Origin of the sequence: Kribbella solani (assembly GCF_014205295.1) — a bacterium.
GTDB classification, from domain to species: domain Bacteria; phylum Actinomycetota; class Actinomycetes; order Propionibacteriales; family Kribbellaceae; genus Kribbella; species Kribbella solani.
This window is the reverse complement of sequence record NZ_JACHNF010000001.1, coordinates 1,419,053-1,433,202: the sequence shown is the minus strand read 5'-3', so window position 1 is coordinate 1,433,202 and position 14,150 is coordinate 1,419,053. Positions and strand designations below refer to the sequence as shown.

Sequence of the window (14,150 nt, the reverse complement as noted above, 5' to 3'; positions counted from 1 at the left end):
CTCAGTCGGCCTGGTCGTGGGCATCCAGGATCTGCTGGTACGCGGTCGCGAACTGTGAATCCCCGCGCGCCTCCGCCTTCTTGATGGTCGCGAGCAGGATCTCCCGCCCGGCCTCCTGGTTCCCGGTCGCGATCGCCAGATCGGCTTCGGCCGCCCGGAGATGGATCTCGACGCTCCACGGCAACGTCTCGAACCAGCTGTTCACTTCGGCGACGAGCTGCGCGGCTTCGTCGGCGCGCTGCCGGCGTACGGCGAGCCGTGCGAGCAACGCCGTGGGCCAGGCGAGGTGGTAGTAGCTCGACACCGAGCGGAAGTTGGCCGCCGCTCGGCGGAGCAGTTGTTCGCTGTCACCGAGTTCGCCGAGCTCCATTTTGATCTCGCCGAGGATGGCCAGATCGAGGCCTTCCATCATGCTGCCGGGCACGCTCAGTTGCAGGATCTGCTCGAACCATTCCTGCGCCGCCGCGTAGTCGTGCAGGTCGGTGTACGCCGAGGCGAGCGTCCGGAGCACGACGGAACGCATCGACTCCGGTCCGCCGGGTTGGTCGATCAGCGCGAGCGCCCGCGTACTGTGCGTCAGGGCAAGCTCCGGTTCGCCGGCCCAGCGGGCACCGTGGCTCATCTCGACCAGCGCACGCACCTGCAGGTACGGCGATTCTGCCTGGACCGCCAGTTCGAGGAGACGGGTTCCTTCGGTCAGGAGCTCACGCGGACTGCGGTGGTACGCGGGTAGTAGTGCGATCTCGGTGCGTACGTACAGCTCGAACGGACCGGCGGTTTTCAAGGCGTCGCGAACCGCTTCCAGGAGTTCGATTCTTGGTTCGAGGAGTTCCTGAGTGACGTGGTAACCGTTGAGCCGGATGCCGAGTTTCCCGGCCAGCTCCGCGTTGCCGGACTCGAGTGCGGTGAACGCTGCCGTACCGATCAGTTGCCAGGTACGGCCGAACCACAGCGTTGGATCGTCGGCGATCTGCTGCTCGGCGACGCCGAGGACCGGGTGGGCTGGTACTTCAAGGTGACTTGCCAGGGTCATGCCGTGATTGAGCTGACTGTCGGCCAGTGCTGTCAGGCGGTGCACCGCGGTGAGGTACCGGTCGCGTGGTTCGGCTGGGTTTCCGGTGACGGCGAGGCGGGCGGCTGAGTACGAGCGGACGAGATCGTGCAGTTTGTAGTACTGACCACTGACGAGGTCGACCAGGCCGAGCTCGACGAGTCGCTCGAACGCGGCCAGGCCGGTGGATTCGTCACAATCGAGGAGCGGCGCGGCGACCCAGGACGGGAATTCGGTGACACCTACCAGTGACAATCGCTCGAACAGCGCTTGCCCTTCTGGATCGAGCAAAGCAAGCGTCCGATCCAAACTGCTCCGCACCGCAAGATCACCTGCTACCAGCGAATCCAGCTGCAAACCGTGTTGAGCGCGGCGCCTCGGGGCGCTGACCGGAGGATCGTCGTGGCCGGCGAGCAGAGTTGGGAGCGCGTCCTCGCCGGAGAGGGCGAGCCGGGCCCCCACGATCCGCAGCGCCAGCGGGAGCCCGGCGCAACCGGTCACCAGCGTGCGGGTCGCATGGTCGCGCAGTGGATGACCGACCAGACGGGTCAACAGGCCTCGGCTCGCGTCGGCGTCCAACGGCAAAACCTGCCGATGGACGACACCGCTCGTCGGCCCGTCCGTCGGCGGCGGAGTGGCCGATTCCGGCGAGGTGCAGGGCATGGTCGCCGGCGGTGCCAGGTCTGGGAGGGGGCGGCGGGAGGTGATGATGGCGGCGGAGGCCGGGCCGGTTGGCAGCAGGAGTTCGGCGTCGGGGCTGTGGAGGGCATCGTCCAGTACGACGAGCAGGCGGCGGTCGGCGGTCTGCTCGCGGAAGAGCGCCGCGCGGTCGTCGAGTGACTTGGGGATTGCGCGTGGTGCCACTCCTAACGAGCGAAGCATCCGGCCGAGCAGCGTCTGCGGCGGCACCGGCGCACCGTGCACATCCTGCAGCCGCGCGAACAACTGCCCGTCAGGAAACGCCGCACTGACCAGATGCCCGATCCTCGTAGCAGCCGCCGACTTGCCCACGCCGGCCGCACCCCACAGGCAGTAGACGCGAGCAGTTCCTTTGAGTACTCCTTGCGCTTCTTCCAGCAGATCATCGCGTCCGGCCAGCACGGAGATGTCAGCAGGCAACTCCCTGGGTACGGCATCGCCGCCGGTACCGGGCAACCTCAACGCCGGATCATCGCGCCGGACCGCGAGATACAAACGTCGTACCGCGGGTGCCGGATCGAGCCCGAACTCACCTGCCAGCCGATCCGCCAACCCGGAGTACGCCGCGAGTGCATCCGCCTTGCGGCCGGCCCGGTACAAGGCCGTCATCCAGGCGATCACCAGCTGCTCGCGCAACGGATCGGCCTCGACGCGTGCGGCGAGTTCGTCCGCCAGCGCGTGGTGACGACCGGCGGCGAGGTCGGCGTCGATCCGGTCCTGCTCGGCCGCGCGCCGCTCTTCCTCCACCCCGGCAAGAGCATGCGTACCCACGAACAAGTCGGCGAGCGGCTCGCCTCGCCACAGTACGAGCGCCGTACGCAACTTGTCCGACCGTTCGACCGGGTCGATCGTCCGCCGCGCCTCCGCGACCATGCGCCGGAAGCGGTACAGATCGACCGCCTCCGGCTCGACTACCGCCCGGTACCCGTCACGCGTGCCTTCGATTGGTACGCCGGTCTTGCGCAAGCGCGACACGTACACCTGCACGGCCCCAGCCGCGTCGGTCGGCGGATCGTGCGGCCAGAGCAGGTCGACAAGCTCTGTTGGCGCGATTACCTCGTTCGCCTTGAGCAGCAGCGCCGCGAGCACCAGCCGCTCCTGCCTCCGCCCGATTCGGACCTCGGCACCATCGGTCCACACTTCCAGCGGCCCCAACAGGCGAAACTCCATTGCCGCAGAATACTGAGCTCACCTACCAACGGCAGCGGTGGAGGTCAGGCGGGTGAAGGTTGCGCCGGTCGCCGTCAGGTGGGTGGCGGCGTGGGTGAGGTCGATCAGGGATTCGGGCGTGTGGACGCCGGGCGCGACCGGTGGGCCTTGGCGGCCGATCAGACGCTCAGCGGTGAGCGCCAGACCCAGGGCGGTGAGGGGACGCTGGCCGCTCGGGTGGGTCAGCAGGTACGACTGGCGGAGGGGTGCGCCGGAGGAGTCGGTGCCTTCCAGCTCGATGCGGACTTCGACGGGCGGGATGCTGTCTTCGTGCACGGCGAAGGCGAAGGTCACGTCCTTGGCACCGGTCGCGAGGGCAACACTTGGTACGTCGGGAATCGCGATCGCCTGACCGGTGACGGTGGTGCCGTCGGCGCGCTCCACAGCAACCTCGGCGTCAGCGCCGTTCACCCAAGTGAAGACGCCGCCCCGGCGAACCAAGCCGGCCGTGGTCGCGGTGGCAAATCGTTCGAGATCCGCCACCCCGGCAGGTCCGCCGACGTCGTTCGCATCCAGGATCGCGCCGACGTGCACGGCATCCACCCGGCCGCCACCGGCTCGGGTGAAGTCACGGGCGGCCAGCAGGGTAGCGATGGTCGCGGTGCCGGCGCACCAGTGGCTGCCGATGGCGATCGGGGAGGTGGTCGGGCGCTGGGCCGCCGCGATCACCTCGGGACCGATGTCGGCCAAACCGCTGGAGATGCTCAGGTACGGCACGCCGCGATCCTGAGCGAATCGCAGCCCGTTCAGCTGGTTGTCCCAGAGCGTCGCGATCACCGCGGAGTACGCGCCGCCGGCCGGTAGCCCGAGATCCGGGCGACTCAGGTCGATCGTCGCGGTCGTCGCCGTACCGAGCTCGCCCGCGACCTTCCGCAGCCGCTCGGGTGTACGGCCGGCGATGGTCAGTGGCAGGTCCGGGTACCACCGGCGCAGCAGCGCGGCGGTGTCGGACCCGGCCTGCCCGGAACCGCCAAGGATGAGGACCGAAGATGTCTGTGCTGTGTTCACCCCCATGAAGCTACATGATGTAACCTACATTTTGTAACCACAACGAACGGACGGCAGATGGCACGACTGAGCAAGCAAGCACGGCGGGAGCAGTTGCTCGACGTCGCCGCCGAGCTGGTCCGCGGCAAAGGCGCCGACGCGCTCACCCTGGTCACGCTGGCCGAGGTCGCGGGCGTCAGCCGCCCGATCGTGTACGACCACTTCGGCACCCGCTCCGGCCTGCTGCTCGCGCTCTATCGCGAACTCGACGAGCGCCACCGCGCCGCGTTGACCGATGCCTTGCGTACGGCCGAACCCGGCACGATCGCCGACGTCATGAGCACGGCGTACTTCGCCTGCGCGATCGACATGCCCGAGTTCACGTCCTTGTCGGCCGCGCTCAAAGGCGATCCGGAGCTCGAAGCCATGCAGCACGAGCTCCTGGCCGGCTACGTCACCCTGATGGCCGACGCGCTCGCGCCGCATTCCCCATTGCCCAAGAACGTGCTGCGCCTACGCTGCCGCGGCGTACTGGGCGCGGCCGAGGCGATCGCGATCGAGCTCACCCACGACCGGACGACGGCCGCCGAAGCGACCGCTGCCCTGGCCGCGCTCATCCGCGACTGAGCGCCTCGACCATTCGCCGCCGGGCGGCGTAGTAGTGATCCGGCTCGAGCACCGGCCGGTCGAAGCGCACGTTCCGCTCCGGGTCCACGATGTCCAGCGCCGCCTCGGCCCCGTGCCTGGCGCGTACGGCCTGCAGCGCCCGGTAGTCCCACATCGCCTGCGCGAAGACGCGATGCCGGATCGACGGCCACGGCGTACCGTCCGGGCCGGGGTAAACGGCGAACGGGTCACCCGACGGGAACGCGCCACCGGCCGCGGTGTCCCGGAACGGATCGATGCGCCGGGTCGCGTGCCAGGTGTACCAGAAGTTGAACCCCCAATGCAGGAAGCCGTCCACCCCGGAAGCGAACAACTGGTGCCCGATCGCCCGGTTGCGTGCCGACGGCATGCCGATGAAGCGGTTCGCGACATCGCGGTCCTGGGACACGCAGTAGTACACGAACAGACGCTCCGGCCGCTGCGCGAGGAACGGCTCGACGTGATCGGTCGCCACGATCGGCACCGGCACTGCGCCGGACGTGTAGAACGAGTACTCGCTGAGGGCGTCGACGACCGTCCAGCCCTTGAGCAGATCGTCGACCACGGCCTTGGCGGCGAGGTAGGTCGCGAGCCCCTTCTCCCCCGACGGCTCGTCCGACACGTGGAAGACCACGTGCTCGCGGTCCCACTCCTCGTCCAGCACTGCCTGCAGCGCCGGGAGCAGCGCCTCCAGCAAGGTCCGGTACCGAGCGTCCGTCGCGTCGACATCCCACCCGAAAACGCGCTCCGGCTCCGAACCGTTCCGTCGTACCACGATGCCCGGCGTCTTCTCCGCACCCCACTGGGTGAACAGATGCGCGACCTCGACACCGACGATCCCGTTCCGCCGGCACAGTTCGAGCCAGCGCCGCAGCCGATCGAAGCCGAACTCGTACCCGTCGCTCGTCTCGGCGATGTCGATCAGCTGGACGACCGTGCGGTACGTGTCGACGGCGGTGTCGAGCGGCGGCGTCCACACCGGCGCGAGCAATGAGGTCGCACCCATCTCGGCCGCCGACGCCATGAACCGGTCGACAAGCCCCCAGTGCTCTTCGCTGAAGACCTCCACGCCATAGTGGTCCGCGAGCGCGTCGAGGTGCATCCAGTGGCTCGACACGATGCCGAGCGGCGGCAGCTCGACGCCGGTGAGCTCGACCGTGACCGCCTGTCGATACAACTCGGACCCGTCCGGCCCGGTCACGACGACAGTCAGTTCGTGTACGCCGGCGCGCGCCGCGTCGGCCGTACTGACATCGAACCAGACCGAGCTCCAGCTGCCGAACAGCACGGGCAGTTCGCCGTCCGCTGCGGGCCGAAGCACGTCCGGGTACAGGCCTGGCTGGTCGAATTCGTAGCCGTCGTCGTGCCCTGGGCGGGCGAGGAACGTACACGGCACCAGGTCGACGCACGAGACCGTGACCAGGTCGGCGGCGTCGCCCTCGACCCGTACCCGCGCCGGACTCGGTTCGCGGTACTCGTGGTCCATCGGTGGCCGGTACGCGAGCTGGAAGGACGCGTTCTCGCCGAGGAACGCCTGGAATCGGGTATCGGCCGACACTGCCCGTGGTTCCCGCGCCGGGTGCACCTTGGCGAGCGCGTCGCAGAGGACAAATGTCCAGTTCGCGGTCATCGACTGACCACTCCTTCCGCTCACTTGCGTGATTGTGGAGTCAATCATGCCGATCCGCGCAGCACTGCGCAACGGCGGTCTCAACACCGGGGCCAGGTCAGTTGCGGAAACACAGACCGGCTGGATAGGTTTCCGTCGATTGTTGCGATCGGGTCGCATCTGCGACCAATCCGAACCGGTGGAGGAACGCAGTGACGCGTGGGGCACGCAGGGTGGGTACGACGGTCCTGGCGGTGACACTCGGCGTGGCTTTCGGCCTGGTCGCATCTGCCTGCACCGCTGGGGTCGACGGCGGCGCGGGCGGACAAGGCGCGGCGGGCGGCGTGGTGGGGTCGTCGTCCGCCCCGAAGGAGCTGCGGCTCGCGATCGGAGGTGAGTCCGAGGACGGGTACGACCCGACGCTCGGCTGGGGCCGGTACGGTTCCCCGCTCTTCCAGTCGACGCTGCTGAAACGCGACGCCGACCTGAAGATCGTCAACGATCTCGCCACCAAGCACACCGTCAGTCCCGACGGTCTGGTCTGGACCGTGGACATTCGCACCGACGCCAAGTTCTCCGACGGCACGCCGGTGACGGCGGCCGACGTCGCGTACACCTTCAGCACCGCGAGCAAGAGCGGTGGCCTGACGGACGTGACCGGGCTCTCGCAGGCGGTTGCCGTCGACAACGACACCGTCGAGCTCCGGCTGAAGCGGCCGCAGAGCACGTTCGTGAACCGGCTGATCTCGCTGGGGATCGTGCCGAAGCATGCCCACGGCAAGGAGTACGCGCGGAAGCCGATCGGGTCGGGTCCGTTCAAGCTGGTGCAGTGGGACGAAGGCCAGCAGTTGATTGTCCAGCGCAACGATTCCTACTACGGTACGAGGCCCGCGTTCGAGCGGATCGTGTTCACCTTCACCGGCGAGGACGCTTCGCTCGCGGCGGCGAAAGCCGGGCAGGTGTCGATGGCGGCCGTACCGTCGAGTCTGGCGAAGACCTCGGTGCCGAAGATGCGGCTGGTACCGGTGAAGTCGGTGGACAACCGCGGGCTGATGTTCCCGTACCAGCCGGACACGGGCAAGAAGACCGCCGCCGGGCTGCCGATCGGCAACAACGTCACCGCGGACAAGGCGATCCGGCAGGCGATCAACCAGGTCGTCGATCGGCAGGCGCTGGTCGACGGCGTGCTCGAGGGGTACGGGTCGCCGGCCACCGGTCCGGTTGACGGGATGCCGTGGTTCGAGCCGTCGTCGGCGATCCAGGGCAACGACGCGGGCAAGGCGAAGGAACTGCTGGAATCGGCGGGCTGGAAGGACGCCAACGGTGTCCGGGAACGCGCCGGGGTCAAGGCGGCGTTCACCCTGCTGTACCCGGCCGGGGACACCACCCGGCAGGGTCTCGCGCTGGCGGTCGCGGACATGGTCAAGCCGATCGGGATCCAGATCACCACCAAGGGCGTGAGCTGGGACGTGATCGACAAGCGCCTGCACGCCGACGCGGTCCTGTTCGGCTGGGGCAGTCAGGACCCGACCGAGCTGTACAACCTGTACTCGTCCGGCTCGGCCGGTGTCGGGTACTGGAATCCCGGCTACTACGCGAACCCGGTCGTCCAGAAGAACCTCGACGCCGCGATGAGCGCGACCGACCAGGACGAGGCGACCAAGTACTGGAAGGCGGCGCAACGTGATGCCGACGGCAACGGTTTCGGGCCGTCCGGCGACGCCGCGTGGGCCTGGCTGGTCAACCTGCAGCACACGTACTACGTGAGCGACTGCCTCGATATCGGTAAGCCGCAGATCGAGCCGCACGGTCACGGCTGGCCGATCACGGCCGGCATCACCGGATGGCGCTGGACCTGTTGAGCACAGCTGCGCCGCGGTCCGCCGGACCGCCTCCCGTCGCGGACCGTGCGGCCGAGTCCCGAGCTTCCCACTGGGCACGCGCGATCGCCGCCCGGCTGCTCCGGCTGCTGCTCCTCCTCACCGCCGTCGCGGCCGCGTCCTTCGCGCTGATGGCCGCGTCCCCGGTCGATCCGGTCAGCGCGTACGTCGGCGCGGATCTCGCCGCGATCGGGCCGGAGCAGCGCGCCCAGATCGCCGAGCGCTGGGGACTCGACGATCCGCCGCTGCAACGGTTCGGTACCTGGCTGTCGCATATCGTCCGCGGCGACCTTGGCCAGTCGCATGCCTTCAATCAGCCGGTCGCCGACGTGATCGCGAACAAGTTCCTGACCAGCCTGGCCCTGATGGCGGTGGCCTGGTGCTTCTCCGGAATCATTGGCTTCACCCTCGGCCTGGTCGCGGGCGTACGCCGCGGGCGGTGGGCCGATCGCGTCATCACCTGGTGGGCGTACACGCTGTCCTCGGCACCGACGTTCTGGGTCGGTCTCCTGCTGCTGTATGCGTTCTCGGTGTCGCTCCAGTGGACGCCGATCTGCTGCGCGGTGCCGGTCGGCTCCGTCGCGGGCGAGGTCGGCTTGCTGGACCGGCTGCATCATTTGTTGCTGCCGGCACTCACTTTGAGCTTGGTCGGGATCGCGCCGGTTGTCCTGCACACGCGGCAGGCGGTCGCGGTCGCGATGGCGAGTGACTACATCGCGTTCGCTCGTGCGCAAGGCGAGCGGACATTGGGTCTGGTCGTGCATCGGGTGCTGCGGAACGCTGCCGGGCCGGCGCTGCTACTGCAGTTCAGTTCGCTCGGTGAGTTGTTCGGCGGATCGGTGCTGGCGGAACAGGTCTTCTCGTACCCAGGCCTGGGCGCGGCGACAACGACTGCCGCACTCGGGCAGGACGTCCCGCTGCTGTTGGCGATCGCGCTCTTCACCACGGTCTTCGTATACACGGGTAATCAGCTCGGTGATCTTCTACACGGCTGGATTGATCCACGGACGCGACGGCTCGAGGCGGCACCATGAGCGCGGTCACGTCGGTCCGTCGCCTCGGTGACCGGCGGCGGCGTACGGTCGTGTTCACCGCGATCTCACTGGCACTCGTGGTCACCGTACTGATCGCCGGAACGTTGTCGGTCGACGCGGCGAGCACGACGCACCTGGCCGACCGGAATCTGAGTCCGTCGTGGCAGCATCCGTTCGGCACCGACCGGCTCGGCCGCGACATGCTCGCGCGGGCGCTGTCGGGGCTGCGGCTCAGTCTGGTGGTGGGCGTCAGCGCGGCGGTGATCTCCGGTACGTTCGCCGTCCTGATGGCTTGCGCGGCCGCGGTCGGCGGGCGTCTCGTCGATCGGGTGGTCGGTTGGCTGGTCGATCTCTTCCTCGCGCTCCCCCACCTCGTCCTGCTGATCCTGCTCGCGTTCGCGCTCGGCGGTGGTACGCGGGCGGTGATCATCGCGGTCGCGGTCACGCACTGGCCGTCACTGACCCGCGTACTGCGCGGCCATGCCCGTCAGGTGATGTCGTCCGACTACGTCGCGATCTCACGCCGTCTCGGTCGCGGCCGCTGGTGGATCGCCCAGCGGCACGTCGTACCGCAACTCCTGGGCCATTTCCTGGTCGGTACGGTGCTGCTCTTCCCGCATGCCATCCTGCACGAGGCCGCGTTGTCGTTCCTCGGTCTGGGCGTCGATCCCGCCGAGCCGTCCATCGGCGTACTGCTGGCCGAATCGATGCGCTTCCTCTCCGCCGGCGCCTGGTGGCTGGCCGTCCTCCCCGGCCTCTGCCTGTTGATCACCGTGAAACTGGTCGACAGCATCGCCGAGAACACCCGAGCCCTACGAGACCCGAGGAGCCACCACCTGTGAGCCCGCTGCTCAGCATCACCGGGTTGCGCGTGACGTTCACGCAGTACACGCGGGGGTTGCGCCGCCGGGAGATCACCGCGCTGGCCGGGATGGATCTGACCGCCGACCGCGGCCAGGTCGTGGCGCTGGTCGGCGCGTCAGGTGCCGGCAAGACGCTGCTCGCCCACGCCGTACTCGGCATGCTCCCGCCGAATGCGACCGAGACCGGCACCATCGAGTACGACGGGACCGTGCTCGACACCCCCGCGCGCCGGCAGCTGGCCGGTACGGAGATCGCGCTGCTTCCGCAGTCCATCGACTACCTCGACCCGCTTGCGACGATCGGCCGCCAGGTACGCCGCTCAGCTCGCCTCGCCGGTCAGCCGTCGAGTGACGCGGCCGAGGCACTGGAGTCTCGGGGCCTCGGCCGGGACGTACTCGGGCGCTATCCGCACGAACTTTCCGGCGGCATGATCCGCCGGGTCCTCCTCACGATGGCGACGATGGGCGATCCCGAACTCATCCTCGCGGACGAGCCGACGCCGGGCCTCCCAGCCGCGGACGTGGCCGCCGTACTGCAGGACTTCCGCGCCTTCGCCGATGCCGGCCGGGCCGTCGTGCTCATCACCCACGAGCTCCGCGGCGCGCTGGCCGTCGCCGACACGGTCGTGATCTGCCACGACGGCCGCACGGTCGAGACCGCCGACCCGCGCGCATTCGCCGAGGATCGCCTGACCCATCCGTACGCCCGTGCGCTCTGGCATGCGCTCCCCGCCAACGGCCTGATCGTCCCGGAGGCTCAGCCGTGCTGATCGCGAAGGACCTGTGGTTCCGCTACCACGACGACTGGATCGTCCAAGGAACGTCGCTGTCGCTCGAACCCGGCGACGTGGTCGGCCTGCTCGGCCCGAGCGGCTGCGGCAAGAGCACGATCGCCCGCCTGCTGGCCGGCCTCCTCACCCCAACCACTGGCGAAATCACCGTTCCACCCCACGATCCCGGACCGTACCCGGTTCAGCTGGTCTTGCAGCACCCTGAGCGCGCAATGAACCCGCATTGGAAGATCCGCGACGTACTCGCCGAGTCGGGCGCTGGCGAGGCCGCCATCGCGGCGGTGGACCCCAATCTCGTCAACCCCGGCTGGCTCGACCGATTCCCGCACGAAATCAGTGGCGGTGAACTCCAGCGGGTCAACCTGGCCCGCGCTCTGCTCACCGACCCCGCCTACCTGATCGCAGACGAAATCACCGCCAGCGTCGACGCCCTCACCCAGGCCCAGATCTGGCGCCTTCTCCTCGACCAGGCCGGCTCGAACCACATCGGCGTACTCGCCATCTCCCACGATCGCGACCTCCTGACCGCGATCGCCACCCGCACCATCGAGTTGGGCTAACGGTTCAGCGGGGCCACGGCAATGTGCGGGCGACCGTGGAGGGGATGGGTGCTGATGTGCGCCCGGACTTCGAAGACGGACTCGATCAGGTCGACCGTGAGGACCTCCAGCGGCGGACCCTCGGCGACCAGGCGGCCGGACTGCAGGACGGCGACGCGGTCGGCGTGGGCAGCTGCCTGGTCCAGGTCGTGGAGTGCGGCGACCGTGGTTGTGCCGAGGCCACGCACCAAATGCAGGAGATCGAGTTGGGCGCGTACGTCGAGGTGGTTGGTGGGCTCGTCGAGCACGATCAGCGGCGCCTGCTGGGCCAGCGCCCGCGCGACCAGGACGCGCTGACGTTCGCCACCGGACAACGTCGAGAACAACCGCTTCCCCGCCCCGGCCAGGTCCACCTTCGCCAGCGACCGCTCGACGATGTCACGATCGGCGCGGGTTTCGCGGTCGAGCAGGCTCTTGTGTGGCGTCCGGCCCATCCCCACCATCTCGTCGACGGTGAAGTCGGCAGCCATCGTCTGATGCTGCGTGACAACGGCCCGGCGTCGCGCGATCGTCTTCGCGGGCGTACGCCAGACATCGTCGTCGCCGAGCAGCACCGTCCCGGTGGTCGGCCGCAACGCGCGGTAGATCGCCCGCAACAGCGTGGACTTCCCGGCACCGTTCGGACCGATGATCGCGACGAACTCCCCCGGCTGCACGGTCAGCTCGACGCCGGCCAGGATCGGCAGCCCGTCCACGACCACGCCGACGTCGCGTACGACCAGCCTCATGCCGTACCTCGCCGCAGCAGCCACAGGAAGAACGGCGCGCCGAGCGCCGCGGTGAACACCGTGATCGGGTATTCATTGGGGCGGTCAACAGTCCGCGTCGCCAGATCGACCAGGACCAGGAACACCGCGCCACCCAACGTTGCAACCGGCAACAATTTGCGATGATCCGCGCCGACCACCAGCCGCGCCGCGTGCGGAACCATCAGCCCGACAAACCCCACTCCCCCGGCGACCGCGACAGCCGTTGCGGTCAGCAACGAGGAGACCAGCAAGAGTACGATCCGCAGTCGATGAATGTCGACCCCGAGCGCGGACGCGTCATCGTCGCCGACAGCCAACGCGTTCAGCCCGCGACCTTGCAACATCAGGTACGCCGCCGCAGCCACCATCACCAGCACCGGCAGACCGAGGTCGGACCAGTCGGCGCCCGCGACACTACCCATCAACCAGAACAAGATCCCGCGTACCTGTGTCGGCTCCGCCCGCAACTGCACCAGACTCGTACCCGCCATCGCCAGGTAACTCACCGCGACACCAGCGAGAATCAGCCGCGTGTCAGCCAGCCGTCCCGACCGTTGCGCGAGCAGAAACACCGCAAGCAGCGAAACACTCGCACCGATGAACGCACCGGCCGACGTGGTCAGACCCGCCAGCCCCGCACCCATCACCAGGACCGCACCCAACGACGCGCCCGACGAAATGCCGAGCACGTACGGATCGGCCAACGGATTCCGGATCAGCGCCTGCAGCGCGACACCGGCAACGCTCAGCGCGGCTCCGACGATCGCCGCGAGCAGCACCCGAGGTACGCGGATCGACCAGATGATCTGTTCCGTGAGTGGTTCCGGCGGCGTACCACGACCGCTCACGTGGTACCAGATCACCGACCAGACCTGATCGACCGGCAACGCCACCGTGCCGATCGAGATCGAGGCGGTGACGACCACGACCAGGAGTACGAGCAGCCCGACCGGGCGTACGACGGTCATCTGCTGAACTTGTCAGGATGCGCTGCCTTCGCGATCTTCTCGACCGCGTACGCGTTCAGCGGACCGAGGTACGCGCCGTCGGCAACTGTCGTGAACGTGCCGGTCTTCGCCGCGTTCCACTGCGGGAACTGTTTCAGCAGCTTCGCGGCTTCGTCCGCCGGTTTCTCCTGTGGCGTGAAGGCGCCGACCACCAGTACGTCGACGTCGGCCGCCGCGAGTTGCTCGGCGTTGATGGTCCGGGTCGCGTCCGACGACTGCCCGGCGAACGCGTTCACCCCGCCGGCGGCCTTGATCACGTCGTCGTAGATCCCGCCGGTCATCACCGCCGGCAGGCTGTTCTCGTTCATCATCGACATCCCCGGGTACATGATGACGACCTTCTTCGGCGCGCTGCCCTGCACCTTCGTCCGCACCGCGTCGATCCGGGTCCGCAGCCCGGCCACGGTGTCGGCGGCCTTCTGCTGCACGTCGAAGATCTGGCCGAGGAGCGTCAGGAAGGCGAACGACGACTCGACGCCTTGCGCGTCGTACGCGGCCTTCTCGGCGGCCGTCGCCTGCGGGTTGCCGAAGGCGCAGTTGACCGGGTTCACGATCGTGGCCGCGCCCGCCGCCGCGAGCTGCTCCCGGGTGGCGAACCCGCTGGACGCCTGGAAACCGCCGGACCAGGTCGACACGACCAGGTCCGGCTTCAGCGCGAGTACCTGCTCGGCGGGGACGTCGAAGTTCTTGTTCATCGACAGACCGCTCTTCGGCAGCGCTGCCACCTTGGCGACCATCGCCGGATCGTCCGAGACGCCGTACGACTGCCCGTTGGCGAGCACGTTCTTCTGCAGACCGAGCAGGACGAAGCTCTCCGCTTCGCCGACCGAGGTGCCGTTGAGGATCAGTACGCGGGACGGCGGTTCGGTGAACGTCTGATTCAACCCGCAATTGCCGATCGTCAACGGGTAGGTCGTCTTCGCCGGTTTCGTCGTGGCCGCCACTTCGGTGGCCGGGGTGGCGGCGGGACCGGAACATCCGGCGGCGGCCAGGACGAGAAGCAAAGCCACACTGCGTTTCACGGCGA

Annotated in this window: 12 protein-coding genes; 6 read left to right on the top strand and 6 right to left on the bottom strand. The window is 68.4% G+C overall.

The features are described 5' to 3' along the window. Position 1 precedes the first annotated feature (1 nt). Together HDA44_RS06240 and HDA44_RS06235 are read right to left on the bottom strand one after the other, a co-directional pair. On the bottom strand, positions 2–2,920 hold the full coding sequence (locus HDA44_RS06240) for an AfsR/SARP family transcriptional regulator (RefSeq protein ID WP_184832101.1): 2,919 nt from the start codon (positions 2,918–2,920) through the stop codon (positions 2–4). Between the two features lie 18 nt (positions 2,921–2,938). Next, complete coding sequence (locus tag HDA44_RS06235; RefSeq protein ID WP_202887207.1) at positions 2,939–3,967, bottom strand: SDR family oxidoreductase; 1,029 nt, start codon at positions 3,965–3,967, stop codon at positions 2,939–2,941. Positions 3,968–4,024: 57 nt separating this feature from the next. Here HDA44_RS06235 and HDA44_RS06230 point away from each other — a divergent pair, with 57 nt between their 5' ends. After that, positions 4,025–4,573, top strand: coding sequence for a TetR/AcrR family transcriptional regulator (locus tag HDA44_RS06230; protein WP_184832099.1), 549 nt, complete (start codon positions 4,025–4,027; stop codon positions 4,571–4,573). Here the strand turns inward: HDA44_RS06230 and HDA44_RS06225 are convergent. Further along, complete coding sequence (locus HDA44_RS06225; RefSeq protein WP_184832097.1) at positions 4,560–6,221, bottom strand: DUF4091 domain-containing protein; 1,662 nt, start codon at positions 6,219–6,221, stop codon at positions 4,560–4,562. The genes HDA44_RS06230 and HDA44_RS06225 overlap by 14 nt on opposite strands. 212 nt (positions 6,222–6,433) lie before the next feature. Here HDA44_RS06225 and HDA44_RS06220 point away from each other — a divergent pair, with 212 nt between their 5' ends. From HDA44_RS06220 to HDA44_RS06200, 5 genes are read left to right on the top strand one after another with little or no spacing between them, the layout of a single operon-like run. After that, the gene (locus HDA44_RS06220; protein WP_337905668.1) at positions 6,434–8,062 is read left to right on the top strand and encodes an ABC transporter substrate-binding protein; all 1,629 of its coding nucleotides are present in this window, start codon (positions 6,434–6,436) and stop codon (positions 8,060–8,062) included. Next, the gene (locus tag HDA44_RS06215) at positions 8,044–9,114 is read left to right on the top strand and encodes an ABC transporter permease (RefSeq protein WP_184832095.1); all 1,071 of its coding nucleotides are present in this window, start codon (positions 8,044–8,046) and stop codon (positions 9,112–9,114) included. The genes HDA44_RS06220 and HDA44_RS06215 overlap by 19 nt, the downstream gene beginning before the upstream one ends. Next, the gene (locus HDA44_RS06210) at positions 9,111–9,956 is read left to right on the top strand and encodes an ABC transporter permease (protein ID WP_184832093.1); all 846 of its coding nucleotides are present in this window, start codon (positions 9,111–9,113) and stop codon (positions 9,954–9,956) included. Before HDA44_RS06215 ends, HDA44_RS06210 begins: the two co-directional genes overlap by 4 nt. Continuing rightward, positions 9,953–10,747, top strand: a complete 795-nt coding sequence (locus HDA44_RS06205) for an ATP-binding cassette domain-containing protein (RefSeq protein ID WP_184832091.1) — start codon at positions 9,953–9,955, stop codon at positions 10,745–10,747. Before HDA44_RS06210 ends, HDA44_RS06205 begins: the two co-directional genes overlap by 4 nt. Beyond that, positions 10,741–11,328 (top strand): ATP-binding cassette domain-containing protein, encoded by a 588-nt coding sequence (locus tag HDA44_RS06200; protein ID WP_184832090.1) that lies wholly within the window; start codon positions 10,741–10,743, stop codon positions 11,326–11,328. The genes HDA44_RS06205 and HDA44_RS06200 overlap by 7 nt, the downstream gene beginning before the upstream one ends. On the opposite strand, the gene HDA44_RS06195 is transcribed toward HDA44_RS06200, so the two are convergent. From HDA44_RS06195 to HDA44_RS06185, 3 genes are read right to left on the bottom strand one after another with little or no spacing between them, the layout of a single operon-like run. Further along, on the bottom strand, positions 11,325–12,095 hold the full coding sequence (locus HDA44_RS06195) for an ABC transporter ATP-binding protein (protein ID WP_184832089.1): 771 nt from the start codon (positions 12,093–12,095) through the stop codon (positions 11,325–11,327). The genes HDA44_RS06200 and HDA44_RS06195 overlap by 4 nt on opposite strands. Further along, on the bottom strand, positions 12,092–13,084 hold the full coding sequence (locus HDA44_RS06190) for a FecCD family ABC transporter permease (protein ID WP_184832088.1): 993 nt from the start codon (positions 13,082–13,084) through the stop codon (positions 12,092–12,094). The genes HDA44_RS06195 and HDA44_RS06190 overlap by 4 nt, the downstream gene beginning before the upstream one ends. Beyond that, positions 13,081–14,145 (bottom strand): ABC transporter substrate-binding protein, encoded by a 1,065-nt coding sequence (locus HDA44_RS06185; protein ID WP_184832087.1) that lies wholly within the window; start codon positions 14,143–14,145, stop codon positions 13,081–13,083. The genes HDA44_RS06190 and HDA44_RS06185 overlap by 4 nt, the downstream gene beginning before the upstream one ends. Positions 14,146–14,150: the final 5 nt, after the last annotated feature.